We start from the raw sequence: 25152 nt of genomic DNA on the forward strand, positions 1-25152 counted from the left end.
TCTGGGGGAGATTGAGGACAACGCCCGAAGGGCGTACCGGGGGTCTGGGGGCGTGCCCCCAGTTCGGGAAGTGGGGGTCCCCCACGCCCGCCAGGGCGTAGGGGGAGGGTCGGGGAACAAGCCCGCCGCAGGCGCCCCGCTCAGCCGCCCAGCACGCCCGCCTCCACCTCAGGCGCCAGCCCCACCACCGGACGGTCCCCCCGCTGCGGCGGCGCCCCGCCGATGGACTCCAGCCACCTCCACGTATCCGTCACCGTCGACGCGACCGGGCGGCAACTCAGACCCCCCGCAAGCGCCTTGCCGACGCTCACCCCGTGGATCGCGTTGTGGAGTTCCGGCTGTTCCGCCCGCGGGATCCAGATCGGGAGATCCGTCCAGGGCTCGATGCCCGCAGCCAGAAGCACCTCCGGCGGCGTCCAGCGGAGCTCCGCCGACGAGCCCGTGGCCCTCGCGCAGGCCTCCAGCAGGTCGCGCATCGTCGTGTGCCCCGGCTCGCTCACCACGTTGTACGGGCCGCTCAGGCCCCGCTCCGCAGCCAGTACGACCCACTCCGCGAGGTCGCGTACGTCGATGTACTGCAGCGGCGTGTCCCGCGGACCCGGCGCGAGCACAGCGCCGCCGCGGGCGATCCGGCGCAGCCACCACGGCAGGCGGCCGATGTTCTCCCAGGGGCCGATGATCAGGCCCGCGCGCACCAGCAGTGCACGGTCGTCGCCGAACGCGTCGAGCGCGGCCAACTCACCGCCCCGCTTGGCCTCCGCGTACGGCACCTCGCCCGCGTCGGGCGAGCCCTCCACCACCGGGCTGGTCTCGTCGTGGCCGAGCGCCGGGGGCCAGGCGTACACCGAACAGCTCGACACATAGACATAGCGACCGACCCGCCCCGCCAACAGCCGCGCCGCGTCGCGCACGACGGACGGCGCGGCCGACCATGTGTCGACGACGACGTCCCACTCCCGATCGGCCAGCGCCGCGAGCCCGTCCGGCGCGGTCCGGTCGCCGAGCAGTGTGGTGACGCCGGCGGGCGCCTCGTGCCGCCCGCGGTGGAAGACCGTGACCTCCCAGCCACGCCCCAGCGCCGACTCGACGACCGCACGGCCGACGAACTCCGTGCCCCCCAGTATCAGAAGTCTCATAACGGCGACTCTGCCTGGTGAGGAGGGGCCAGGCACAGGGATTCCGCTGCCCGCGGAAGGCGGCCCCCTCCCGCAACCGCCGCATGGGATGACAGCATGTGCAGACCATGACAATGACGGATGCCCGGTCGCCGATACGCGCCCTGCGGGCCGCACTCTTCGCGGCGGTGTGCATCGCACTGGCCGCCACGGGGCATTCGTTCATCTCTGCGCATGACATCCCCATACCGGCGCTGCTCACCGCCTTCGCCGCGACCACGGCCGTCGGCTGGTTCGCCGGTGGACGACGCCACGGTCTCCCCGCCATCGGCACCGGCCTCCTCGCCGTCCAGGGCGCCCTGCATCTGATCTTCTCCGGAGCCGGCCGACATCCGTCCCGGCACCATCACGCCGAGCCCGCCACCACAGCCGTGGGACCCATGGACGTGGACGCCGGCATGCTCGCCGCCCACCTCGTCGCCGCCGCCGTCTGCGCGCTCTGGCTGGCCCGCGGCGAGGCCGCCTTCTTCCGGCTCGCCCACGCCGTCGGGCACCTCGCCTTCACCCCGCTGCGCCTGCTGCTCACTCTCGTCCTGCCGCCCGCGGCCCCACGCCCGGTCCCGCAGAGCCCGCGGCCCCGGCGCCTGCACGGCGTACACCTCGCGCACGCGCTGACCCGGCGCGGCCCGCCCGCGTTCCCCGCACCCCTCGCCACGGCCCCCGGAGCAGCCGCCTGACCTGGGGCCGGTCCCCCCATGTCAGCGTCAACTCCCTAGGATCACCATGGCCATTGACGTCCCCACGCAGACCGACGAATCCGAGACAACGACCGCGCCAGGCTCCACCTGGAGCGCACTGCGGCCCCTCGTCCTGCGTATGCACTTCTACGCAGGACTGCTCATTGCCCCCCTGCTGCTTGTCGCCGCGACCAGCGGACTGCTCTACTCCCTCTCCTTCCAGGCAGAGAAGATCCTCTACAGCGATGAGCTGACCGTCCCCGTCGGCGACCGCGCCGTCCCGCTCTCAGCCCAGGTCGACGCCGCCCGCAAGACCCACCCGGACGGCACGGTGACCGCCGTCTGGCCCTCGTACGAGGACGGCGCGACCACACGCGTACTGATGACCACCCCCGACGTCGAGGAGGGCAAGTCCCTCGCCGTCTTCGTCGACCCGTACACCGCGGACGTACGCGGCGAGCTGACCTCCTTCGGCGGCTCGGGCGCCCTCCCGCTGCGCACCTGGCTCGACGAGCTCCACCGCGATCTGCACCTGGGTGACCTCGGCCGCAACTACAGCGAAATGGCCGCCAGTTGGCTGTGGATCGTCGCACTCGGCGGCCTGCTGCTCTGGCTCGGCCGGCGGCGCAACGCCAAGCGCGCCTTGTTCGTCCCCGAGCGCGGCGTCAAAGGCCGCCGCAGGACGCTCTCCTGGCACGGCTCGGTCGGCCTGTGGGCGGTGACCGGACTCGTCCTGCTCTCCGCCACCGGACTGACCTGGTCGCGGTACGCGGGCGAGAACATCGGCGCGGTCCAGGACCAGCTCGGCGGGGCCACGCCCACCGTCTCCGCGACCCTCGAAGGCGGCGGCACCGACGGCGGTCACGAGGGCCACGGCAGCGGACACACAGGAGCCCACCAGGGTGCCGACGTCGGCGTGGACAAGGCACTCGCATCGGCCCGTGCCGCCGGCATCGACGGAAAGATGTCGGTCATCCTGCCGGCCGAGGGCAGCGGCTACATCGTCAAGGAGACCGACGCCAAGTTCCCGGTCCATCTGGATTCGGTGGCGGTCGACCCGAAGGACGGCAAGGTCATCGACGAGCTGCGGTTCGCCGACTACCCGTTGCTCGCCAAGCTGACCCGCTTCGGCATCGACGCCCACACCGGCGTCTTCCTCGGCCTGGTCAACCAGCTGGCCCTGGCCGCACTCGCGCTGGCCCTCATCCTGCTGATTCTTTGGGGCTACCGGATGTGGTGGCTGCGCAGGCCCACGAAGGAACGGAAGCTGAGCGCGGGCCGCCCGATGCCGCGCGGCGCGTGGCGCAAAGTGCCGATCACCCTGCTCCTGCCGATCGCCGCCGTGACCGCGGCGATCGGCTGGTTCGTCCCGATGCTGGGCATCAGCCTGCTGGTCTTCCTGGTGGTCGACCTCGCAATGGCGGGCGTGGCGAGGGCCCGGTCCCGCGCCTAGCGGGAAACCGGGCCCAGCGCTCAGCTCACGGAGCGTACTTGTAGCCGACCCGCCGCACGGTCTGGATCGTGCGGCGGTGCTCGGCGCCCAGCTTGCGGCGCAGCCGGGCCACATGGACGTCGACCGTCCGGCCGTCGCCCACATGCCCGTAGCCCCACACGGTGGTCACCAACTGGTCGCGGGTGTGCACCCGGTGGGGGTGCGCCACCAGATGCGCCAGCAGTTCGAACTCGAGGTAGGTCAGATCCAGCGTCCGCCCGTCCACGTGGGCGGTGCGCTGGAAGCTGTCGATCGTCACCGGACCCGCACCCTCCGTGCCGTCGACCGGAGCGGCCGACGGCACCAGCGGGGGCCGCTGCTGATCGGCCGGTACGAGGACGAGGTAGCCGACCATCGGCGGCTGGCCCGGCAGGGTGGGCAGGGTGTGCTGGGGTGCGGGCAGCCAGGTGGCCCCCGGCGGCAGGAAGTCCGCCACATCGACGAGGCTGCCCGGCGCGACGATTTCGTCGCGGTCGACGGCCCGCAGCCGATGGCGGCCCGGATTCACGGGTTTGGGGTTGACGGCGGTCGCAGCGGATACGGCGGAGAAGGAACGGGAGTTCGCCATGAGGGCTCAGCTCTTTCGCGCGGAGGAGTCGTCGAGTCGGTAGGACGGACGTACGTCGTGCGCGCTGGCCGAAGACCGGGGTGAGCGGCTTTAGAGGGCCTGCGCGTTCACCGCGCGGCAACACACCCGGTCGAAGTCATGGTGCTGCCGGGACGGCCAGAACGGCTCAAGGTCGCTGCGACCTGTCGCGATGTGCTGGAAGCTGGCCATGCCCCTATTGAACCAGATGGCGTCGCGCGGCAGCAGTGGCCTTCCGCACGTTGCCGGGTATTTCCGGGGGGCAACCCGGACCGTCGACCGAAAGCCTGCCTGAAAGCTTGCCAGAAAGCCTGCCTGACGGTCCTTTGGCGCGACGCGCGCCAAAAAGCGCCCACCGGCCGGACCGGTGGGCGCCCTTTCGTGCCAACTGCGGGGATCAGACCTGGCCGGCCTTCTCCAGTGCGGTGCAGCAGGTGTCGACGAGCAGCCGCGTCACCACGTACGGGTCGACGTTGGCGTTCGGGCGGCGGTCCTCGATGTAGCCCTTGCCGTCCTGCTCGACCTGCCACGGGATACGGACCGAGGCGCCGCGGTCGGAGACGCCGTAGCTGTACTCGTTCCACGGGGCGGTCTCGTGCAGACCGGTCAGGCGGTCGTCGATGCCCGCGCCGTAGTTCTTGACGTGGTCGAGCGGCTTGGAGCCCTCGCCCAGCGACTCGCTGGCGGTGATGATCGCGTCGTAGCCCTCGCGCATCGCCTTGGTGGAGAAGTTGGTGTGCGCGCCCGCGCCGTTCCAGTCGCCCTTGACCGGCTTGGGGTCGAGCGTCGCGGAGACCTGGAAGTCCTCGGCGGTGCGGTAGAGCAGCCAGCGCGCGACCCACAGCTGGTCGGAGACCTCCAGCGGGGCGAGCGGGCCGACCTGGAACTCCCACTGGCCCGGCATGACCTCGGCGTTGATGCCGGAGATGCCCAGGCCCGCCTTGAGGCAGTTCTCCAGGTGCGCCTCGACGATGTCACGGCCGAAGATCTCGTCCGCGCCGACGCCGCAGTAGTAGCCGCCCTGCGCGGCCGGGAAGCCGCTCTCGGGGAAGCCGAGGGGGCGGGCGCCCTTGAAGAAGGTGTACTCCTGCTCGATGCCGAAGATCGGCTCCTGCGCGGCGAACTTCTCGGCGACCCCGGCGAGCGCGGCACGCGTGTTGGACTCGTGCGGGGTCATGTCCGTGTTGAGGACCTCGCACATGACGAGGACGTCGTTGCCGCCGCGGATCGGGTCCGGGCAGGAGAAGACCGGCTTGAGAACGCGGTCGGACGCGTGGCCCTCGGCCTGGTTGGTGCTGGATCCGTCGAAGCCCCAGATGGGCAGCTCGGCACCATCCGTCAGTATCTTCGTCTTCGAGCGAAGTTTGGCGGTCGGCTCAGTGCCGTCGATCCAGATGTACTCAGCCTTGAAGGTCACGGGCCTCATCCTTTGCGGGTGCAGCGGTATGCCGCGCAGCTTCGCAATCCGTGATTTCCCGGCCGTTGCCCGTTTGTGAACCCCGCGTTACGCCGGGCCGGTGACGGCCCTGCCGGCGTCGTGAGGCCGGTCAGCCCGCCGCGCCGAACACGCGGTGCAGCTCCCGAATCCTGGAGCGGGTCTCTTCCCGGTCGCCCAGCAGGAATTTGTCGTTCCATTTCCACAGCAGCTCGCCGCTGATATCGGCGACCATCTTGCGGAAGAACTGACTCGTCGGCACCTGCGCCGTCGCGAAATGGTGCGCGCCCTGCTGGTCGATGAGCAGAAGGTATTCCTGACGTGCCTCGTTCACCTGCGGCAGCTCGGACAGGGATCCGATTTCGCGGCATTCGAAGCTGTTCCGGAAGAACGGCGCGACCGGTGCGTCCAGGGGTACGACATGGAGATGCGCATGGTCGATTCCGCAGGCGGAACTCAGATTCGGGTCGCACAATCCGTGCTCGAAAGCGATGACTTCCGATCCATAGCCTTCGCGAATGACCGACACGACGCGCCTGCGCAGCATTTCCAGTTCCGCGAGAGCCGCCGGGGAGAGGTCCGCCATCGACAGCGCGTGCTCGTCGGGCACGATGAGCACATGCCCGCGGGTCAGCGGTGCGACATCCGCGACGACCACGAAACCGTTCGCCCGTGTCAGTACGTCGGAGGCCAGTTCCTCGCGGCCGAACAGGCTGCGGAAGGCGGTGGTTTCGGCGTCATGGAGCACATCGCACAGCAGGCACTGCGGGGCGTCGGCCGGGTCCGGCGGACCGGTGATGCCCAAGGGCTGGATCGTCTCCACCGCCTGCGGGTGGTGTCCGGTGCCTGGGGTGAACTTCACGGCGGTGTGCATCATGATCCCGTTTTCTGCGAGCAATGAGTCGAGAGCCTCGTTCCGACCGTCGTGCTCGGCGAGTGCAACAATATGCCTGGCATTGATGCCTGCGGACCTGAGGGCGGTCATGCAATCGACCAGATGATGTCCACTCAGTGCCACATCGTGCAACAGGACGACACGGTCGCCCTTCTCGTAAAAGCCCTCCACAGGATTGTCACGGTTCGGCCCGTAAGGGCTTACATAGACGGCAGGGAACGGTAGCAAGTCGGCCGCCGCGCTCAAAATACCGGTGGCCGCCACCTTCGATACGGCAAGCAGTGTCGGTCGCATTACCTTACGGTTGACCAGTTCGGCCACATGGTAGGCCAGGTGGCCCGCAAGTACCCGCTGGTCAAGGGATTCCGGCGTAACCCGGGTCAGATCGAGATAGCCGGCGACCGGCGTCTTCACGGTATGTCCGACTTGTTCTTCGTGCCCGTAGGAGAGCGCGTACCGGCGCAGGATGTCGAGGACCAGCGGCTCGGGAAGCCTGGGAAAGGCCCGCGAGTCGAGCTGGTCGCACAGCACCCGCGCCTTCAGCCGCACCCGGTCCCGCGGCTTGGCCGCCGGTGCGAGCCGGCTGAGCAGCCCGGCGATCCTCGCCCCGTTGCTGCTTGCCGCGTCCAGGCTGCGCAGCCAGGGCACGATTTTCGGCTCCATCTCCACCGACTCGTACACCGAGGGATCCTGGAAGGACGTCGGCGACGCAAGCCGCAGATGCACCACCCCGCCCAGATCCGACGGCAGATCCGGATCGGCCACCGTCACGATCGCCACCCGCGCCTGCCCCAGCCGGCCGGTGAACAGCCCGTACTCCAGCAGCACATTGCCCGCCGGAGAGTAGAGGGTCTCGCCGCGCCGGGTGGTCCGGTCGTCGGGCGTGGCGATGATCAGCGCCCCGTCGGCCTCGTTGAGCAGCCGTAATAACGAGTCCAACAGCGTCGCCCCCGGTGGGAAACACTGCTGGCTCCACCACAGCATCGGCTCCACGCCCTGCCGCGCCAGCACGGCCGCCACCGCCTGCGCATACGGCCGGCCCTCCGTGGACGAAGCTATGAACACGCGCGTCATGCGGGCTGCTCCTGCCGCTCACCTGCCGCGGGCGTCGCCCGGCCGCGCCGCCCCCCGTGGTGCCCGGAGTTTAGTCTCTGGCCATCCGCTCGACCCCCTGCTTGAGCAGGGACTCGAAGCCCGCTGAACGGATCCGGCGGACAAGATCGGCGTAGCTCGTGCCCAGCGCCTCGGAGAGCCGGAAGGTCTTGAGATAGGCGACGCGGCCCTTGTGGTCGGTGATCGCCTCGCCGATGTGCTGTTCGGACTCCCCGCGCCTGAAGGGCGGCAGGAAGCGCCACAGGCTGAACGAGCTCATCGCGTAGACCCGCTCGAAGGAGTACGACGCGTCGAGCAGCCGGGCAGCCAGCAGCGTGTCGTGGTTCTCGGCCCACGCGCGTTCCTGCGCCCGGGCCGCGGCCCGAAGGTCGGCGAGCGTCTTCAGGTGCCCGCCGTCACGGACGCGCGCCGCGAAGTCCGGCACCGGGCCGCCGAAGAAGGCGTACTGGTGGACCAGTTCCCCGTACAGATCCTCGATCAGGGACGGGTGCAGGGCGCGGTAGTCGGCCGGATGCGGTACGACGAAGGCCGCGGCGAGCGAGTCGGCGGCGTACACCAGCACTCCGCACTGACCGGGGTGGATCTCGAAGATCCGCAGCGCTTCCCCGAGGCCGCGCACCTGCCATCCGGCGTACGCATCCTCGGCGCGCGGCGACAGCCCCTGGCGTACCGCCTGCTGGGACCACTCGTCCCAGACGATGGACGGGCCGCCGAAGTGCAGTGCCAGATAGCCCTCCAGCGCGAGATGGAGGGGCAGGAAACGCAGCCGGTTCTCGGCGACCCCCTTGGTGGAGCGGCGCTTGGCCAGCCGGTGGTGACGGCGTACCGGCACACAGGCGGGCGGCTGATCGCCCAGCTGCGTTCCGTACGCGGCCGACTGGCCGCCGTCGCCCGACCAGTCCGCGACGAAGCCGTGCGGAATGTAGGAGAGGTAATGCGCACGAGAGCCGAGATCGACCTCGCCGTAGCCGGCGCCGTAGATCTCGTGACACAGCCGCAGCCCGTCCACCGGCTGTTCGCGCACCAGCGGCACGAGCCGGATGCCGCCCCAGACCTGGGCGGGCATGGTCGTAAGCCCGGTCATGTCCAGCTTGTTCACGACGCCCCCTGAAGGAACCGCTCCGTACGGCGGTCGAGATACGCCTGCAGCTCCGGCAGGCCGGTACGGCCCTCCGCGAACTGCGCTATCTCCACCAGCGCCGCCAGATCCTCCGCGTCGCGGATGCCGGCCGTCGGCACACTCGGCGCGAGGCGGCGCACATCGAAGCCGTCCGCGTCGTATACAGGGTTCACATGCACGATACTTGTGCTCCGGCCGGGGTCGAGCCTGGTGCGCCAGACCCGCAGCACCTCGCCGGCCAGTCCCGGCGGCGCGTTGTCCCAGCCGTCCGAGACGATCACCAGCCGCTCGGGGGAGTGCTCCAGCGCGTCCAGAATCCGGGTGCCGAGCGGAGTCGGCCCCCACGGCCGCACCAGCAGCGGATCGGCCGAACCCGAAGTCCAGTGCGCGCGGTACGAACCGGCCAGCGCCTCCAGCAGGAAGTGGCAGCCGAGCGCGACCGCGAGCGGACGGCGGCGCTTGACGCCCGAGCCGGACGAGGAATAGCTGTCGTCCAGCACGGCCGCGACCCGCCCCCACGTCCCGGCGTACGGCCCCGCGGCACGCAGCGCCGCGGCCCGCAGCGCGCCGGTCAGCTCGGCCCGCCGCCGCAGCCGCTCGGCCCGCTCGAGCGAGAGGACGTACAGGGCGAGGCGGGTGAGCGGCATGACGCTCAGCTCGGTTCGCGTCCCGGCCGCCTGCGTACGCAGGCGCTCAAGACGGGTCATCCGCGGCGCGATCCGCTCCAGGAACGCCTCGCGGGCGATGCCGTGCTTCGCCGCGAAGCCCTCGGCGACGGTGAACGGCAGCTCGTAGACCGCGCTCTGCTCGAAGTGGGCGCGGCGGTAGGCCTCCAGGGAGCCGTGGTCGTAGCGCACGCGCCTGCCGGGCCGGAACAGGAAGTCGCCGAACTCACCCTTGCCGAACTCGCCCTCGCCGAACGGAAGATGGGCGTGCCGTGCCGCGGTCTTCAGCCCGCTGCGGTACTTCACCGCGTCATGGCCGAGGTCGGGCCGCGCCGCCAGCCAGTCGCGCAGGATCGCGCGCGTACGGCGGTTGTTCACCTTGGCGGCGCGCAGCGTACGGAACAGCCGATAGACGCGCTGCGGCGGCAGCATGGCAAGCCTGGCCGCGATCAGTCGCCCCTCCGCCCGCTTCTGCTCGGCGCCCGCATCGCCCGCCGTGCGCAGCAGCTGCTCCACGATCCGCGCCGCGTTGTGGTCGTTGATGTCGAGGGCGAGCGAAGACGCGTACACGGAACGGTAATTGACCCGTACATACTCATGCAGGAAGGAGAGCGACAGTCGCTGCTCATACGCCTGCGAGCGGAATTCGCGCTGTCCGGTCGCCGTGACGGCGGCGTTCACGAAGAGGAGCACGTCCTCGGCCGCGATCAGGTCGGCGTAGGTCTCCGCCATTGATTCCCCCTGCGTACACACACGGAAGCCGGCCGGGGAATGGGGGCGCGATCAGCGAAATCACTGCGTCACAAGCAAGTCCCGGAAGTCGCACCGGAGTCCCGCGGCCGGCTGGCGAAAAACGTAACACCGTTGGCTTTGCGTTATGCGGGATTTTTCCGCGGTTGGCACACTGGCGGCATGACGAAGCCCGCAAAGCAGCTGCGTGCCGGACTCCTCGGCGCCGGCCCCTGGGCGGAGCGCACCCAGGCACCCGCGCTCGCCGCCCACCCTGATGTCGACTTCGCCGGGGTGTGGGCCAGGCGGCCCGAGGCGGGCGCCGTCCTCGCCGCCGCGTACGGCACGACCGCCTACTCCGGCGAGGACGGGGCCGACGCTCTCTTCGCCTCCTGCGACGCGGTCGCCTTCGCGCTGCCGCCGGACGTCCAGGCGCCGCTCGCGGCCAGGGCGGCCGCGGCCGGCTGTCACCTTCTGCTGGACAAGCCGGTCGCGACGAGTGTGGCGGCGGCGCGGGAGACGGCCTTGGCGGCGGAGCGCGCCGGGGTCGCCTCTGTGGTCTTCTGCACGCTGCGCTTCGCCGCGGACACGGTGCCCTGGATCGCTGAACAGGCCGCGGTGGACGGCTGGTTCACGGCCCACGCGCAGTGGCTCGGCTCGCTGTACGCGCCCGGCCAGGACAGCCCGTACGCCGCGTCGCCGTGGCGGCGTGAGAAGGGCGGGCTGTGGGATGTCGGTCCGCATGTGCTGTCCGTACTGATCCCGGTGCTGGGCGATGTGACTGCGGTGACGGCCGCGCGTGGCCCGGTGGACACCGCGCATCTGGTGCTGCGGCACACCTCGGGGGCGTCGAGCACGGCGACGCTGAGCCTGAGCGCGCCGGTGAAGGCGGCGGGCGCGAGCATCGAGCTCATCGGCGATCACGGGACGGCCGCGATGCCACAGGGGGGCGACGCGGTGCGCTCGTTCGGTGCGGCGGTGGACGCGCTGCTGGAGTCGGCGCGAACGGGGCGGGCGCACGACTGCGACATACGGTTCGGGCTGCGGCTGACCGAAATCCTCGCTGAGGCAGAGGCCGAGCTTCTGCAGCGCGGGTAGCAGGGAGCGGGCCAGGACGGTGCCGTCGCCATGGGGGTGGAGAACGGCACCGTCCTGATTTCCGTCAGGGGTCAGCCGACGCGTTCGATCCGCGCCTTGCGGATCAGGAACTTGCCGGGCTCGCGGACCTGCTCGAAGGCCGCGTTGTTCAGCAGGGCGCAGCTGCCGGAGACGGAGGCGACCTTGACGGTCGTGGATTTGCTGTTGTCGAGGTTGGTCACCTTGAGGGTGGTGCCGACCGGGAACTGGTTGCTGGATGCGGCGGGCGCGCCGCCCTCACCGGACAGGGTCACGGTCGAGCCCGCGCAGACGACTTCGCCGCCGGCGCCCTGGCCGCCGCCTTGACCGTTGCCGGCCTGGTCGCCGGCCGGCGGCTGCTCTTCTGCGGGCGGCTGCTCCTGCGCGGGCGGGTCGGCGGGCGGCTGTCCCTCGGCCGGCGGCTGCTCTTCAGCCGGGGGCTGCCCTTCGGCCGGGGGCTGCTCGGCGGGAGGAGCGGCCTCGCCCCCACCCCCTCCGACCTCGCACCCGGAAGCCGCCTGCTTCCGCTTGATCTCCTCGATCACAGCCTGCCGGTTGGCGATCCGCGCCTCGGACTGCGCATCCGGATTCGCACGCTGGCCGGCGATGAAGTTCTCGTTGTTCTGCAGGGCGGTGACCAGTCCGTCGCAGGCTACGGACGCCTGGCTGGTGCCGGTCATCGCCACTGCCGTACCGCCGATTGCGACGGCGGCGCCGACGAGCAGAGCGATCTTCTTTTTCGGGCTGAGCGTCTTCTTGCGGGACACGTGGGACTCCTGTCGGGTCGGTTCCGTGTGCCGTTACGTACGAGTAGGAATCCCGGCTTTCTCAGCCGCCTCACCTACAACATCCTTAACTTTCCTTAAGGCAGCGAGCGGCAGAGGGCGTCCAGCGCCCCGCCGTAGATGTGCTCGGAGGCGTCGCGTATCCGACGACCAGCCCGTCGCGTCCGTCCGCCGGAAAGTCCGGGTGGCGGTAGTCGGCCGGCCCCTCCACCGCCAGCCCCTGCCAGGCCGCGGCCTTCACCACGGCACGCTCGGTCCCCGGCGGGAGTTGGAGCACGGCATGCAGCCCCGCCGCGATCCCGGTCACCCGCACCTGCGGAGCCGGCTCCGAGGAGCGCCTGCACATGACCGCGGTCCGGCGGCAGGCGAAGCACTTCTTCACGGAGAAGGAACAGGCGGCGCTCGCCCTGACCGAGGCGGTCACGCTGGTCGCCGACGGGGGAGTGCCGGACGCGCTGTACGCACAGGCGGCGGCCCGCTTCGACGAGCAGGAGCCGGCTCAGCTTCTCGCCCTGATCTTCACGATCAACACCTGGAACCGGATCGCGCTCGCCACGGGGAAGGTCGCGGGCACGGGACGAGCGGTGACCTCGATGTGACGCCCTAGGACCGCCCGAGCGCGTCCCGTACGGCCTCATCCGTCCGCGCCACGACAGCCGTACCGTCGTCAGCCGTGATGATCGGCCGCTGAATCAGCTTGGGGTGCTGCGCGAGGGCAGCCACCCACTGATCCCGCGAACCCTCGTCCCGCGCCCACTCCTTGAGCCCCAGCTCCTTCGCCACGGCTTCCTGCGTCCGCGCGATGTCCCACGGCTCCAGCCCGAGCCGCCCGAGGACGGCGCGGATCTCATCCTCGCTCGGCACGTCGTCGAGGTAGCGCCGGACGGTGTACGCGGCGCCCTCCTCGTCGAGCAGATTGATGGCGCTGCGGCACTTGGAACAGGCGGGATTGATCCAGATCTCCATGCCGTCACCGTACCGCTCACACGCCCCTCAAACACCGTCTGGCCAGGGGGGATTGTCAGTGGCGGCCGGTAGACTGAACAGTAGTTCGGGATGGTCCCGCCACCGCGCCAGGAGGTTGCCGATGGCCGTTGCCACACTCATGACGAAGCCCGTGTACCAGCCGCTGAAGACGAAGCCGCTCCCGGCAGGACAGCCGCGCGAGTGGTACGTCTCCCACAACCGCCGACTGAAGGCCATGCGCCTGGCGATCGCCCTGCTCGACTCGGGCGTCTACCACCCGGCGACGGCCGACAATCGCAAGATACGAGCGACGGCGGAGAGCATCGGGATCCACCCGCCGTCGGACACGACGTGCCGGATGGTGCGGGCACTGATCCGTTACGGCCGCTGAGCGTCACGTCCCGCCGCCGCCACCTCGGGTGACGGCGGCGGGACGCGTGTCCGCATGTCTGCGTCTTCGTATGTCTGCGTCTTCGCGTGTCCGCATTGTCCTGACGGCGGGCGGTCATGGGTCTGTTGGCGAAGGCGCTGAAGAGGTCCCTCGTAACAAGCTGGTGGTCCCGGGTAACAACCCGCGCGCCCAAGGGTGCGGTTGGTGAGAAATAGGGCATTCTGACCCCCTCTCGCTTCGAGTCGCCCCGGGGGGCAGACATGTCGCATCCGCACCGCACCCTTCGTTCCCTTCGTAGATTCCTCGTCCTCTCGGCCGTCGGAGTGCTGAGCGCCGCCACCACGCTCGCCTCCGCCCCGCCCGCCGCTGCCGAACCGGCCACGGTGGTCCCCTATCCGGCGGGAGCGAGCGCAACCCGCTACTCCGGACTCGCCTTCGACACCTGTACGGCGCCGCCGCTGACGGCCATCCAGGCGTGGAGTGCGTCCCCGTACCGCGCCGTCGGTGTGTACATCGGGGGCGTCAACCGCACCTGCGCCCAGCCGCAACTGACCGCGTCGTGGGTCGCGTCCGTGTCGGCGCTGAAGTGGCGTCTGCTGCCCATCTACAAGGGCCTGCAACCGCCCTGCGGCGGCAAGCCCACTGACGCCAAGATCAGCTCCGTCGCGGCGACCGCCAGGTCCCAGGGCACGGCGGCGGCCACCGACGCCATCGCCAAGGCCAAGGCGCTCGGCATGCAGCCCGGCAGCGCCTTCTACAACGACATCGAGCACTACGTCCAGACGGATACCACTTGCCGGGCCGCAGTGCTGTCGTACGTCTCCGCCTGGACGAAAGAGCTGCACCGGCTCGGCTATGTCTCGGGCGTCTACATGAACCTCAACCTCGGGGCGAAGCAGCTCTCCGACGTCTACACGTCCACCGCCTATGCCCGTCCCGACGCGCTGTGGATCGCCCGCTACGACGGAGTCGACTCCCTGAAGGGCTGGACCAGCATCGCCGACTCCAAGTGGGCCTCCCATCAGCGGGCGAAGCAGTTCAAGGGCGACCACAACGAGACCTACGGCGGCGTCACCATCAACATCGACACCGACCGGCTCGACGCTCCGGTCGCCACCGTGGCGTACACGTACACGGCGACGAGCTCCACCACACTCAACGCCCGCACCGGTCCCTCGACGGGCTACCCCGTCGCCAAGTCGTACGTGCCGGGGTCCTCCCTCAAGGTGGTGTGCCAGGCGCCCGGTTCCACCGTCGGCAGCACCCGCGTGTGGAACAAGCTCTCCGACGGCACGTACGTCACGGACTACTACGTCAGCACCCCGTCCAACGCCACCTACAGCGCCCCGCTGCCGCGCTGCACTTACCCGTACCAGACCACCGCCCCCGGCGGGCTCACCGAGCGCAGCGGCCCCGGCTCCTCGTACGCCGCCGTGGGGACGTTGCCCAACGGGTCCCTTGCATGGGTGTACTGCCAGCGAGCCGGCTCGGCGGTCGGCACCAGCAAGATCTGGGACAGGACGGACAACGGCCGCTATGTCTCGGACTACTACGTGGCCACCCCCAGCAACACGACCTACAGCAAGCCGGCTCCGCGCTGCTGACGGACGCGGGTCCGGTGTCGAGCCCGGCGGCGATCAAACAGGCCGCCGGGCTCGCCCCGCCCACGTCGGCAGGGGGCCGGCTGCCGGGGCGCGATCACGGCCGGGGCGCGTTCAGATCCTGGCGCTGAGGCGCGCCTTCGCGGCGGGCCACTCCTCGGCGAGGATCGCGAAGTAGACGCTGTCCCGCCAGGTGCCGTCCGGCCGCTGCTTGTGTCGGCGCAGCACTCCTTCGCGCTGCGCACCCAGGCGGGCGATGGCGGCCTGAGACCTCTCGTTCATGTGGTCGGTCTTCAACTGCACGCGCCCCATGCCCAGTTCATCGAAGGCATGGCTCAGCAAGAGCAGCTTCGTCTCGGTGTTGACCGCCGTACGCCAGGACGCGCGGCCGTACCAGGTCCAGCCGATCTCCAGCCGTTCGTTCTCCGTATCGATGTCCATGTACGTGGTCCAGCCGACGGCCCTGCCCGTCGCGCGATGAATCACGGCGAACGGCAGGTACTCGCCCCGCTCGGCGGCGGCAAGCAGCTCACTGAGCTTGAACCCCAGTTCCTCCTGCGTGCGCGGCGTCGGCCCGCCCTGCCAGCGCCACACCTCGTCGTCCCCGCCGCCCGCGGCGAAGAGGTCGCCGAGATGATCCGTCGTCAAGGGTTCGAGACGCACGTGATGGCCGGTCAGCGTCACAGGAAGCGGTGTCTTGGCAGGCATGGCTCGAAGGGTAGCGCCCACCTGCACTAGCTTCAATCAAGTTCTGCACTAGTGCAAAAGGTCGCCGCAGAGGCCGTGCGGTGCGGCTAGGGTGCCCAACTGTCCTGACCGACGAAGGGATCACAGTGGCTCAGCCGGAGACCGACGACCGTCACCAAGCTGCCCTCGCGCCCGCGCTCGAATCAATGACCCTCCTCGTCGCGGCCGTAATCGTCCACGACGTGGCGACCGACCGTGTGGTCCTCCTCCAGCGCGGCCCGAGCAACAAATTCGCCCCAGGCATGTGGGATCTCCCCGTCGGCAAGAGCGACCCGGGCGAGCCGATCACCCAAACCGCGGTTCGCGAACTCCACGAAGAGACCGGCCTGATCGTCAAGTCCGACGCTCTGCGGGTGGCGCACGTCATTCATGGCGCCTGGGGCGTCGAAGCGCCCAACGGATTCCTCACCGTCGTCTTCGCCACCCGCGAATGGTCCGGGGAGCCCGAGAACCTCGAACCCGGGAAGCACGCCCAGGTCTGCTGGACCGACGCCAGAGCCCTTCCCGCGGACTTCGTACCCACGTCGGCCACAGCTCTGCGCCGGTACCTGGCCGGTGGAGCAGAGGTATCCCTGAACGGCTGGGCAACGTGACGAATCGGTCCCGGTCCGGTCCGGGCCTCCTCGCGGCTCGAATGTGCCCGCGTCTGCACAGTGTGGCGTGTCACAGACAACTCGGCGGCGCTGTGGGAGCTTCAACTCTGATACCCCTCAGTTGAGTTGATGACGAGCCGAGGCTCCGTGGCCTCCGGCTCGGGACGGTCTGCCCGCACGTGGAGAGGATCGAATGAGCACTCTGGAAGCCATGGCGCTCGACCAGGTGGTCGACACGGCCCGGTATCCCCTGTCCGAACTCGAGAGCGCCGAGGGGCAGGCCGTGGTTTCCCGTGCCCGGCGCGAACTGCTGACTCTCGGCTGCACCGTGCTGCCGGACTTCATCCGCCCCTCGCTCCGCGACGTCCTGCGGCAGGAGTGCTCGGCCATCGCCCCCCGGGCGCACTTCGACGTCGAAACGGTCAACGTCTACAACATCGCGGTGGACTCGGCCCTGCCGGAGGACCACCCCGGCCGGAGGACCTTCCAGCGGGGCAACGCGTTTGTCGCGCGGGACCGCGTCCCCGCAGGCTCCCTCATCAGCAGGCTCTACTCCCACAAGGTGTTCCAGCGCTTCATCGCCGACTGCTTCAGACTGCCGCAGCTGCACGAGCTGGCGGACCCGCTCTCCGGGCTCGTTCTCAACGTCGTCGCGCCAGGCATGGAGCATCCCTGGCATTTCGACACCAACGAGTTCACCGTGAGCATGCTCACCCAGGAAGCGCAGGCCGGCGGCGTCTTCGAGTACTGCCCGAACATCAGGTCCGCGCACGACGAGAGCTTCGACGACGTACGGGACGTACTGGACGGCCGGGGCGAGCGGATGACCCGGCGCCTCCCCCTGCAACCTGGTGACCTGCAACTGTTCAAGGGCCGCTACTCGCTGCACCGGGTGAGCCCCGTGCAGGGCGAGGTCGCGCGCCACTCCGCGATATTCGCCTACAGCGAGCGCCCCGGCGTCATCGGGAGCGTGGCTCGGACCCGGCAGCTCTTCGGCCGGGTACTGCCCGAGCATCTGGCAGCCGAGGGCCGGGCCGTCCGGAGCGATCAACTGCTGGATTAGCGGCGCCGAGGACATACGCCGGCCAAGGACGTGCGCGCTCGGCCGCAGTCGTCGTAGGCCGTCCCCCACTCTGCGATCCCCGGAGGAGTAAGCCCTGTGCGTTTCGACGCGACCGGAAAAGTCTCGCTCGACCACATCTACACCCAGCCCGATCCGCGCAGCTATTTCAGTGTGCTGCGCCCGCTCGGCTACTGCGTTCCGCAACAGGCCAAGCCCTACTTCGCGAAGCTCGTCAAGGAGTACCGCGAGTCCCAGCACGTCGCGGTCCCGAAGGTGCTGGACATCGGGTGCTCGTACGGAATCAACGCCGCCCTGCTGAAGTACGACGCGACCATGGACGAGCTGTACGCGCGCTACTGCGGCGAGGACCGCGAGGGGGAGAGCCGCGAAGCCCTGCTGGTCCGCGACCGGGAGTTGTCCCGGTCGAGGCGGCCCGCGCGGCGCATCCGCTTCGTCGGCCTCGACTCCTCGGACAGCGCGCTGTCCTACGCGCTCGAGGCCGGGTTCCTCGACGACACGGTGCACGCCGACCTGGAGGCGCACGAGCCCACACCACGGCAGCGCGCCCAGTTCGCCGGGACGGACCTGGTGATCTCGACGGGCTGCATCGGCTACGTAACCGAGCGGACGCTCACGCGCGTCGTCCGTTCGCAGGGCGCCCGTCGGCCCTGGATGGCGCACTTCGTGCTGCGGATGTTCCCGTTCGACCCCGTCGAGCGCGCGCTGGACGAGCTGGGGTACCGGACCACCCGTGTAGAAGAGGTGTTCAAACAGCGGCGGTTCGCCTCCCCGGAGGAGCAGGCGCTCGTGCTGGAGAGGATGTCGGCCGCCGGGGTGGATGCGCGGGGCCTGGAAGCGGAAGGCTGGCTATACGCACAGCTCTACCTCTCCCGGCCGTACGGCACATCAGGCCCCTGAGGCCGGGGGCTCGCCGCCGGCGAGGAAACCACAGGTCACCACGATCCGAATCGAGAGCAGAATTGAACACCAGCCAGCACATGGCAGCCATGACGACCTTCGCCCAGGAGGACAGCCTGCCGCGCGTGCCGCTGCCCACGCTGGAGGCGAGCTGCGAGAGGTTCCTCGCATGGTGCGCGCCGCTGCTGACCGCCGACGAACGGGCGGCGACCGAGGCAGAGGTGACCGCCTTCCTCCGTCCTGACGGCCCCGGCCGGGTCCTGCAGGCGGCGCTGGAGGAGTACGACGCCACGGAGGGCGTGCACAGTTGGCTCGACACCTTCTGGCCGTACCGCTACCTGGGCCGCCGGGACCGGATCGCGCTCAATGCCAACTTCTTCTTCCTGTTCAAGGACTCCGGCCGGCCGCAGGTGGAGCGTGCGGCCGGGCTCATCGCCGGGGCCGTCAACTACAAGCGTCAGCTCGACCAGGGGCTCATCCCGCCGGTGGTGCAGCGCGGTGTGCCCCAGTCGATGGTGCAGAACAAATTCCTGTTCTCCGCCACCCGGATCCCCGGCGCGCAGCAGGACACCGTCCGCGCCCCCTACTCCGCGCAGTCGCCGGGCCCGTCCAAGGCCCGGCACATCGTGGTGTTCTTCCGGGGCGGGATGTTCCGGCTGGACGTGCTCGGGGCGGACGGTGTCCCGCACAGCCTGGACGACCTCGAGGCGGGGCTGCACGCCGTAATGAAGGCCGGCGCCGAGCCGGCCGCCGCGGACACCGCGGTGGGCCACCTCACCACCATGGCCCGCGCGGAATGGGCGGCCGCCCGGGAGTCGCTGCTCGCCTGCCACCCCCGCAACGCGGACGCGCTGGACGACATCGAGACCGCGCTGTTCTGCGTCTGTCTGGAGGACTTCGCACCCGCGGACACCCAGGCGACGTGCGACGAACTGCTGTACGGCGACCGCGGCAACCGCTGGTTCGACAAGGCCGTGTCCTTCATCGTCTTCGCCGACGGCCGGGCGGGGATCAACGTGGAGCACTGCGAGCTGGACGGAACCACCATCCTCAGCTTCACCGACGCCCTGCTGACCACCCAGGCCGAGGAGCACTCCAGCCAGTCCGGAGCCCGCTCCCAGGGGCTGCCGGCGCTGGAACCGGTCGTGTTCGAGCTGGACGACGCCCTGCGAGCCCAGGTGCGCTCCGCCGCCGACACGTTCGCCGCGTACGGGGAGAACACCGCGACCAGCACGGTGTCGTTCGCGGACTTCGGCAGCAACGCGGCCAAGGCGCTGGGGGTGTCGCCGGACGCGTTCGTTCAGGTCGCCTACCAACTCGCCCACCAGCGCGCCAAGGGGCACCTGGGCGCCACGTACGAGTCGATCGCCACCCGGCAGTACCGGCTCGGGCGTACCGAGGCCATGCGCGTCGTCACCCCCGGGATCCGCGATTTCGTCGCGGCGATGGAGGACCCGGCAGCGGACGCGGACACCCGGCGCGCCGCGTTCCGGGCAGCCGCCGAGCAGCATGTGGCCCGAGCGAAGGAGTGCCAGCTCGGGCAGGCGCCCGAGCAGCACCTGTGGGAGCTGGAGCTGATCCAGCGGCGCCGCGGGGCGGAGCTGGGAGTGAGCGAGCAGCCGGCGCTGTACCGGACGCCCGGCTGGCTGACGATGCGGGACGACTACCTGAGCACCAGCTCCGCGCCGTCCGCCAACATCCAGTACTTCGGCTTCGGCTCGACCAGCAGCAGGTGCATCGGCGTCGCGTATGTGCTGCTGCCCGAGCGGTTCAACATCTATCTGAGCACGCCGCTGGCGGTGGCGGACCAGATGCGGACCTTCGCCGACCGGCTGCGGGAGGCGGTGGGCGAACTGCGGGAGCTGCTGGCGCCCGAGCGGTCCGGGAACTGACGGAGAGCCGAAGGGGCCGCCACCCCGCGTCGGGGCGGCGGCCCTTTCCGCACCGGGCCGCGCGGAGGGCCGCTCAAGTCGCTGGGTCTGTGACCTGGGCCTACGATTCTCCTGGAGCTTTGCCCTCTCGTGACGGGAGCCGGCTCATGACGCGCTTGTACACACGGCTGCGCAGGGGGGCGGCTGCCGCCGTGGCGGCCGGGCTGCTGGTCATCTTCCTGCCCGCGGAATCCGCGTACTCCCAACCCACCCCGGAACCAACCGCATCCGCATCCGCATCCTCCGCCTTCCCGCAGCTCACTCCCGCCGTGTCCACGCAGTTGGACAAGGCAGTCACACAGGTCATGCGCGAAGCGAACGTGCCCGGCGTGACGGTTGGACTGTGGGTTCCCGGCAAGGGCAGTTACGTCCGCGCGTTCGGGGTCGCCGACAAGGCGACGGGCGCGCGTATGTCCACGGACCTGTATATGCGGATCGGGAGCGAAACCAAGACGTTTACCGTGACTGCCCTGCTCAAGCTGGTCGACCAGGGCAAAGTCGGCCTGGACGACCCGATCGGGAAGTACGTGGACGGTGTCCCCAACGGAGACCGGATCACCCTGCGCGAGCTGGCGGGGATGCGCAGCGGGCTGTTCAACTACTCCATGGACCCGGGATTCTTCAAGGCACTGACAAGCGATCCCCGACGGCCGTTCACACCGCAGGAGTTGCTCGCGTATTCCTTCAAGCACCCTGTGCAGTTCCAGCCCGGCGAGAAGTTCGATTACTGCAACACCAACTTGATCCTGGTCGGCCTGGTGGTGGAGAAGGCCAGCGGTCAGCCCCTCGCGGAGTACATCAAGCAGAACGTCCTGGAACCGGCGGGCTTGAAACACACACTCTTCCCGAAGGCCGCGGAGTTCCCGACGCCACACGCCCACGGCTACACCGACCAGACGGCGACCGGCAAGGTCGAGGACGCGACGGACTGGAACCCCTCCTGGGGCTGGGCCGCCGGAGCCATGATCTCCGACCTGAACGATCTGCGCAGCTGGGCCCACACCCTGGCCACCGGCACACTGCTCAGTCCCGCCACGCAGGCTCAGCGCATGAAGATGTCCCCCAGCGGCCTGCCGGACACCGGTTACGGCCTGGGCATCTTCAACGTCGCGGGCTGGATCGGCCACAACGGCTCGCTGCCCGGCTACGAGTCCCTGGTCGTCTACCTGCCGGAGGCGAAGGCGACGCTGGTCGTGCTCCTCAACACGGACATCAACTACAAGGGGTCTGAACCGAGCACGCTCTTCGGCCAGGCGATCACCCGCATCGTGTCCCCGCAACACGTCTTCAAACTGCCCGCCCAGCCGGCGGGGCAGTGAGCCGGGCCGGCGGCCGTGGGAAGCAGGCTGCTGGTACCGACGAGAGGGCCGCCGGCCGCGCTCTCCGGTGAGGGAAGAGCACGGCCGACGGCCCACAGACGGCTTCGTTCTGGCCCTCCTCCTTGGGACCCGGCTCGAGGATTACCTCAGGCGTAAGACGACGGCCCAAGAAGCGGGGCGTACAGTCCCGCCTCACGGCGTAAGCGAGGATCGGGTGTCCGTGGTCGTCCGGGAGGAGTCACCTGGTGTCGGGGCATCTGGCTCCCTGCGGGACTCATTACTGAGGCTTGTTGGGCAGGAACTCATGCAGTGCGGCAGCGACTTCGGATCGGGCGCGCCGTGCGACCCTGGGACCGGCCTGGGCTATGCGGCCTCCGCCTGGTCGGCGAGCAGCAGCTCGGACAACTGCTCCTGAGTAGCGGCGTATGCAGGGTGGTTGGTGATCGTCGCGCGGTCCCGAGGACGCGGGATCGGCACCGGGATAATCGTGCGCACCGACGGCTGCGGCGGGTTGGACATGACCACGATCCGGTCGGCGAGCAGAATCGCCTCATCGAGCCCGTGCGTGACCATGAGTACCTTCTCGGTCTCCGACTCGTTGCCCCACAGCTCGACGAGTTGTTGCTGCAATCGCGAGCGGGTGAGCGCGTCCAGCGCACCGAACGGCTCGTCCAGTAGCAGGGTGCGGGGTCCCACGGCGAAGGCCCTGGCGACCGCGGCGCGCTGAGCCATGCCGCCCGACACCTGACCTGGGCGCTTGTCGCGGTGTTCCCAGAGCCCGACAGCGGTCAGATACCGCTCGACCATGTCGTCGGCCTTTGTCCGAGACCAGTCCGGCCGTGCCGCGCGGACGGCCTCGCGCACATTGGAGAGAAGGCTCAGCCGGGGCAGCAGTGAGTAGTTCTGGAAGACCATCGCCCGTTCGGGACCCGGCCCGGTGACGGTCTGACCGTCCACCACGACCTCACCCGCGTCCGGGCGGACCAGCCCACCGACCAGATTGAGCAGCGTCGACTTGCCGCAGCCCGAGTGGCCGATGAAGGAGACGAACTCCCCTTCGTCGACGGTCAGGTCGACACCCCGCAGGACATGCTGAGCGGCTGCCCCCCTCCGGCGGAACTTCTTGTGAAGCCCGCGGATCTCGACGGTCACGACTGAACCTCCTCGATAGCTACCTTGCGCGAAACCCGCACGAGAATCACGTCAAGGACCAGGCCGACAAGACCGATGAGCACGATCGCTGCGACGACTGTGCTGAGGTTCCCGGCGTTGTACGAGTCCCACACGAAGAACCCGATCCCCGCACTGCCGGAGAGCATCTCGACCGCCACGATGACCATCCACGCGATGCCCATCGACAGCCGCAGTCCGGTGATGATGGACGGCAAAGCGTTGGGCATGAGCACATGCCGTAGGTAGGCCAGGCGGCCGAACCGGAATACTCGCGCAACGTTGCGGTGGTCCCGCGGGATCTCCGCCGCGCCGGCCGCGGTGTTGAGCAGCGTTGGCCAGAGCGCGGTAATGAAGATCACGAATACCGAGGCCTGGTCGGCGTCCTTGAACACGACCAGCCAGATCGGGAACCAGGCCAGTGGCGACACGGGACGCAGCACCTGCACCACCGGGTTGAACGCCAGCCAGGCCCGGTGGCTCGCGCCGATGAGCAGGCCGGCCAGTACCCCGACCACAGCGGCCAGCGCGAAGCCGGTGAACACTCGCTGCAGCGAGATGCCCAGTTGACGGCCTATTCCCTTGTCGTTCGGGCCATTGTCGTAGAACGGGTCCGCGAGCAGGTCAACCAGCGCCCGGGCCCCGTCGAGCGGGGTCGGGACGTCAGCTGACCGGGACGCGGCAAGCTGCCAGAGCAGCACGATGGCGGTGGTACCGACCATGGCCCAGCTGATGCCGCGGCCGATCTCGGCGAGCCGGCTCCCCCAGACGCCGGGGTCGGGCGGGCCGGACGGTTGTGGCGCGGTGGCCGGCGCCACTGCAGAATCAGCCTGGTCCGTGCCGGTCAGCGACGTGGTCATTGCCGCTTCGCCTCCTCCTGGGGCTTGGCAGGATCGAACGTCGCGCCATCGAGCTTGACGGGGAACGGGCTCATGTCGTCGCCCGGTACGTCGATGCCCTCCTTGCCGGCGACCTCTTCGTAAAGGTCGCGCAGGACGATCTCATCGGCGATCTTGGCGTAGGGCGGCGCTTCCTTGAGCAGTCCGAAGCGCTGATACTGGCTCAGGAACCAGATCGCGTGCGCGCGCCGTGGCGCGGAGGCCTTGCCGTCGCGGAAGAACATCATCTGGTCGCCGCTGTACTTCTTCTCGCCGAGGTCGGCTCCCAGCTCGTAGGTCCCCAGCAGTCGGCCTTCGATGTCCTTCGCAGGCGCGTTGACGTACTTCGCGGCGCCGATCGTCGTCGCCGCCTTGGCGCGGTTGTCCAGGTCATCGAGCCACTTCGCCGCCTTGAGGATGGCCCCCATCACGTCGGCCAGGACTTCTTTGCGCTCCGTTGCGAACTTGGCGCCCGCGACCAGGGCCTTCTCCGGGTGGTGCTGCCACAGGTCCTGGGTGGTCAGGTGAGTGAAGCCGATGCCTTGCTGGACGGCGACGGCGTTCCAGGGTTCCCCGACGCAGTAGCCGTCCATATTGCCGACCTTCATATTGGCAACCATCTGGGGTGGCGGGACCGGAACGATCTTGACGTCCGACAGATCGGCCTTGGTGGCTTTCAGCCAGTAGCGCAGCCAGGTGTCGTGCGTGCCGCCGGGGAAGGTCATGGCCAGGGTCGGCGACTTCTTCTCCAGCAGTGCCCGGGCGGCTTCCAGGTCCGCGTAGCCGGCGTCGGCGAAGTCCTTCTTGAGGGTGATGGCCTGGCCGTTGTTGCTGAGCACCATGGCTATCTTGAGGTCGGTCGAACCCGTGCCCGCGATCTTTGAGGCAACGGACAGAGGGAGGCTGAAGAGGGCATGAGCGGCATCGATCTGCCCGTTGAGCAGGTTGTCGCGGGTGGCCGGCCAGGAGGCCTGCTTGATCAGTTCGACGTTGAGGTCGCGCTCGGCGAAGTATCCGAGTTCCTTCGCCATCACCAACGGAGCACAGTCGGTCAACGCGATGAACCCAAGTCGCACGGTACGGCCGGGCTTGGCTGATGAGGACTTCTTGTCGGCCGATCCGCACGCGGTGAGGGCGCTGCCCAGTGAGGCAGTGAGGGCGGCTGTTCCAGTAAGGCGCAGGAAGCCTCTGCGCCCGAGGTTGTTCTCCATGGCCAGAACGTAGGGGTCCACCGCGACAGTGGAATTGCGTATGTGTCAAGGGCGTAAATCACACATCTCGCAGCTCCATGGGCACGCAGTGTGAGGCGGGGGAAACGAGCCGCGACTCCTCCGGAGTTCACAGAACGGTGGTGTGCACCTGTGCTGAGCAGGACATGGTGGAGAGCGGGATGAGCGTCGACAGCCGCATTCGGACCGGCCTCGAGGTCGAGCCCGGACCGGCCATGTGGTTCTCCATCAGCGCGTGTCGGCTTCCGTCAGGGGTGGCGACCGTCGCCGCGCGACCCGCCACGTTCAGCGCGTCACCGGTCGACGTGTTCCAGCGGACGGCGGACGGTGGCGGCGTGCGGGGGTCGGCACCGTCCGGTGACGTGTTGGGCCGGAAGCCGAGCGTGCTCAGGACGGGCCGGCCCTCGACGCCGCATTCAGCGCGGACGTCGAGGGCAAAGGCGACGACGGAGCGGCCCCCGCCGCGGCCTGAAAAACACCCATAGAAACGGCCGTCGGCCGCGTCTTCCGGGAGCGGAAGAACACGGCCGACGGCCCACAGACTGCCCAGGCGAACGG

At 69.4% G+C, this 25152-nt stretch carries 22 protein-coding genes and 2 pseudogenes; 11 read left to right on the forward strand and 13 right to left on the reverse strand.

The window, feature by feature from the left end:
• Nucleotides 1–140: 140 nt before the first annotated feature.
• Nucleotides 141–1136, reverse strand: a complete 996-nt coding sequence (locus ACH492_RS17875) for an SDR family oxidoreductase (RefSeq protein WP_398987576.1) — start codon at nt 1134–1136, stop codon at nt 141–143.
• Nucleotides 1137–1243: 107 nt separating this feature from the next.
• Between ACH492_RS17875 and ACH492_RS17880 the strand changes: the two genes are divergently transcribed.
• Both ACH492_RS17880 and ACH492_RS17885 read left to right on the forward strand, forming a co-directional pair.
• Entirely contained in the window at nt 1244–1852 is a 609-nt protein-coding gene (locus ACH492_RS17880; protein WP_398987578.1) for a hypothetical protein, read from the forward strand.
• Nucleotides 1853–1898: 46 nt separating this feature from the next.
• The gene (locus ACH492_RS17885) at nt 1899–3305 is read left to right on the forward strand and encodes a PepSY-associated TM helix domain-containing protein (protein ID WP_398987579.1); all 1407 of its coding nucleotides are present in this window, start codon (nt 1899–1901) and stop codon (nt 3303–3305) included.
• Nucleotides 3306–3330: 25 nt separating this feature from the next.
• Here the strand turns inward: ACH492_RS17885 and ACH492_RS17890 are convergent, their stop codons facing one another.
• The 5 genes from ACH492_RS17890 to ACH492_RS17910 form a co-directional block, all read right to left on the reverse strand.
• Complete coding sequence (locus tag ACH492_RS17890; RefSeq protein WP_398987581.1) at nt 3331–3912, reverse strand: winged helix-turn-helix domain-containing protein; 582 nt, start codon at nt 3910–3912, stop codon at nt 3331–3333.
• A gap of 415 nt (nt 3913–4327) precedes the next feature.
• Nucleotides 4328–5347: a glutamine synthetase gene (gene glnII, locus ACH492_RS17895; RefSeq protein ID WP_398987583.1), complete on the reverse strand. Its 1020-nt coding sequence runs from the start codon at nt 5345–5347 to the stop codon at nt 4328–4330.
• A 130-nt stretch (nt 5348–5477) separates the two neighbouring features.
• On the reverse strand, nt 5478–7334 hold the full coding sequence (locus ACH492_RS17900) for a TIR domain-containing protein (RefSeq protein ID WP_398987585.1): 1857 nt from the start codon (nt 7332–7334) through the stop codon (nt 5478–5480).
• Between the two features lie 70 nt (nt 7335–7404).
• Entirely contained in the window at nt 7405–8472 is a 1068-nt protein-coding gene (locus ACH492_RS17905; RefSeq protein WP_398987587.1) for an ARPP-2 domain-containing protein, read from the reverse strand.
• Nucleotides 8469–9890 carry a hypothetical protein gene (locus tag ACH492_RS17910; RefSeq protein ID WP_398987589.1) on the reverse strand — a complete coding sequence of 474 codons (1422 nt, stop codon included), beginning with the start codon at nt 9888–9890 and terminating at the stop codon, nt 8469–8471. The genes ACH492_RS17905 and ACH492_RS17910 overlap by 4 nt, the downstream gene beginning before the upstream one ends.
• Before the next feature lie 180 nt (nt 9891–10070).
• Between ACH492_RS17910 and ACH492_RS17915 the strand changes: the two genes are divergently transcribed.
• Complete coding sequence (locus ACH492_RS17915) at nt 10071–10985, forward strand: Gfo/Idh/MocA family protein (protein ID WP_398987591.1); 915 nt, start codon at nt 10071–10073, stop codon at nt 10983–10985.
• A gap of 71 nt (nt 10986–11056) precedes the next feature.
• On the opposite strand, the gene ACH492_RS17920 is transcribed toward ACH492_RS17915, so the two are convergent.
• The gene (locus ACH492_RS17920) at nt 11057–11770 is read right to left on the reverse strand and encodes a hypothetical protein (protein ID WP_398987593.1); all 714 of its coding nucleotides are present in this window, start codon (nt 11768–11770) and stop codon (nt 11057–11059) included.
• 95 nt (nt 11771–11865) lie between these two features.
• Nucleotides 11866–12116 (reverse strand): annotated as a pseudogene (locus ACH492_RS17925) (PLP-dependent aminotransferase family protein); the annotation flags it as partial.
• On the opposite strand from ACH492_RS17925, the pseudogene ACH492_RS17930 reads away from it, so the two are divergent.
• Nucleotides 12115–12387, forward strand: a pseudogene (locus tag ACH492_RS17930) (carboxymuconolactone decarboxylase family protein); the annotation flags it as partial. The pseudogenes ACH492_RS17925 and ACH492_RS17930 overlap by 2 nt on opposite strands.
• A 4-nt stretch (nt 12388–12391) precedes the next feature.
• Here ACH492_RS17930 and ACH492_RS17935 read toward each other — a convergent pair.
• Entirely contained in the window at nt 12392–12754 is a 363-nt protein-coding gene (locus tag ACH492_RS17935) for an arsenate reductase family protein (protein ID WP_398987594.1), read from the reverse strand.
• Nucleotides 12755–12875: 121 nt separating this feature from the next.
• On the opposite strand from ACH492_RS17935, the gene ACH492_RS17940 reads away from it, so the two are divergent.
• Both ACH492_RS17940 and ACH492_RS17945 read left to right on the forward strand, forming a co-directional pair.
• On the forward strand, nt 12876–13145 hold the full coding sequence (locus tag ACH492_RS17940) for a hypothetical protein (protein ID WP_398987596.1): 270 nt from the start codon (nt 12876–12878) through the stop codon (nt 13143–13145).
• A gap of 260 nt (nt 13146–13405) precedes the next feature.
• Nucleotides 13406–14749: a glycoside hydrolase domain-containing protein gene (locus ACH492_RS17945; protein WP_398987598.1), complete on the forward strand. Its 1344-nt coding sequence runs from the start codon at nt 13406–13408 to the stop codon at nt 14747–14749.
• Nucleotides 14750–14860: 111 nt separating this feature from the next.
• Here ACH492_RS17945 and ACH492_RS17950 read toward each other — a convergent pair whose 3' ends face one another.
• Nucleotides 14861–15454, reverse strand: a complete 594-nt coding sequence (locus ACH492_RS17950; protein ID WP_398987600.1) for a GNAT family N-acetyltransferase — start codon at nt 15452–15454, stop codon at nt 14861–14863.
• 125 nt (nt 15455–15579) lie between these two features.
• Here ACH492_RS17950 and ACH492_RS17955 point away from each other — a divergent pair, with 125 nt between their 5' ends.
• The 5 genes from ACH492_RS17955 (at nt 15580) to ACH492_RS17975 (ending at nt 21317) form a co-directional block, all read left to right on the forward strand.
• The gene (locus ACH492_RS17955; RefSeq protein WP_398987602.1) at nt 15580–16086 is read left to right on the forward strand and encodes an NUDIX domain-containing protein; all 507 of its coding nucleotides are present in this window, start codon (nt 15580–15582) and stop codon (nt 16084–16086) included.
• Nucleotides 16087–16279: 193 nt separating this feature from the next.
• Entirely contained in the window at nt 16280–17149 is an 870-nt protein-coding gene (locus ACH492_RS17960; protein WP_398987604.1) for an arpA protein, read from the forward strand.
• 96 nt (nt 17150–17245) lie between these two features.
• Nucleotides 17246–18067, forward strand: coding sequence for a class I SAM-dependent methyltransferase (locus tag ACH492_RS17965; RefSeq protein ID WP_398987606.1), 822 nt, complete (start codon nt 17246–17248; stop codon nt 18065–18067).
• A gap of 89 nt (nt 18068–18156) precedes the next feature.
• On the forward strand, nt 18157–19959 hold the full coding sequence (locus tag ACH492_RS17970) for a choline/carnitine O-acyltransferase (protein WP_398988354.1): 1803 nt from the start codon (nt 18157–18159) through the stop codon (nt 19957–19959).
• Nucleotides 19960–20105: 146 nt separating this feature from the next.
• Nucleotides 20106–21317, forward strand: coding sequence for a serine hydrolase domain-containing protein (locus ACH492_RS17975; RefSeq protein WP_398987608.1), 1212 nt, complete (start codon nt 20106–20108; stop codon nt 21315–21317).
• Between the two features lie 363 nt (nt 21318–21680).
• Here the strand turns inward: ACH492_RS17975 and ACH492_RS17980 are convergent, their stop codons facing one another.
• The 3 genes from ACH492_RS17980 to ACH492_RS17990 are packed head-to-tail and all read right to left on the reverse strand — an operon-like array spanning nt 21681 to nt 24597.
• The gene (locus ACH492_RS17980) at nt 21681–22469 is read right to left on the reverse strand and encodes an ABC transporter ATP-binding protein (protein ID WP_389178010.1); all 789 of its coding nucleotides are present in this window, start codon (nt 22467–22469) and stop codon (nt 21681–21683) included.
• Complete coding sequence (ntrB, locus tag ACH492_RS17985; protein ID WP_398987610.1) at nt 22466–23347, reverse strand: nitrate ABC transporter permease; 882 nt, start codon at nt 23345–23347, stop codon at nt 22466–22468. Before ntrB ends, ACH492_RS17980 begins: the two co-directional genes overlap by 4 nt.
• Nucleotides 23344–24597, reverse strand: coding sequence for an ABC transporter substrate-binding protein (locus ACH492_RS17990; protein WP_398987612.1), 1254 nt, complete (start codon nt 24595–24597; stop codon nt 23344–23346). Before ACH492_RS17990 ends, ntrB begins: the two co-directional genes overlap by 4 nt.
• Nucleotides 24598–25152: the final 555 nt, after the last annotated feature.

This window comes from Streptomyces sp. NPDC019443 (assembly GCF_044389785.1).
GTDB lineage: Bacteria > Actinomycetota > Actinomycetes > Streptomycetales > Streptomycetaceae > Streptomyces.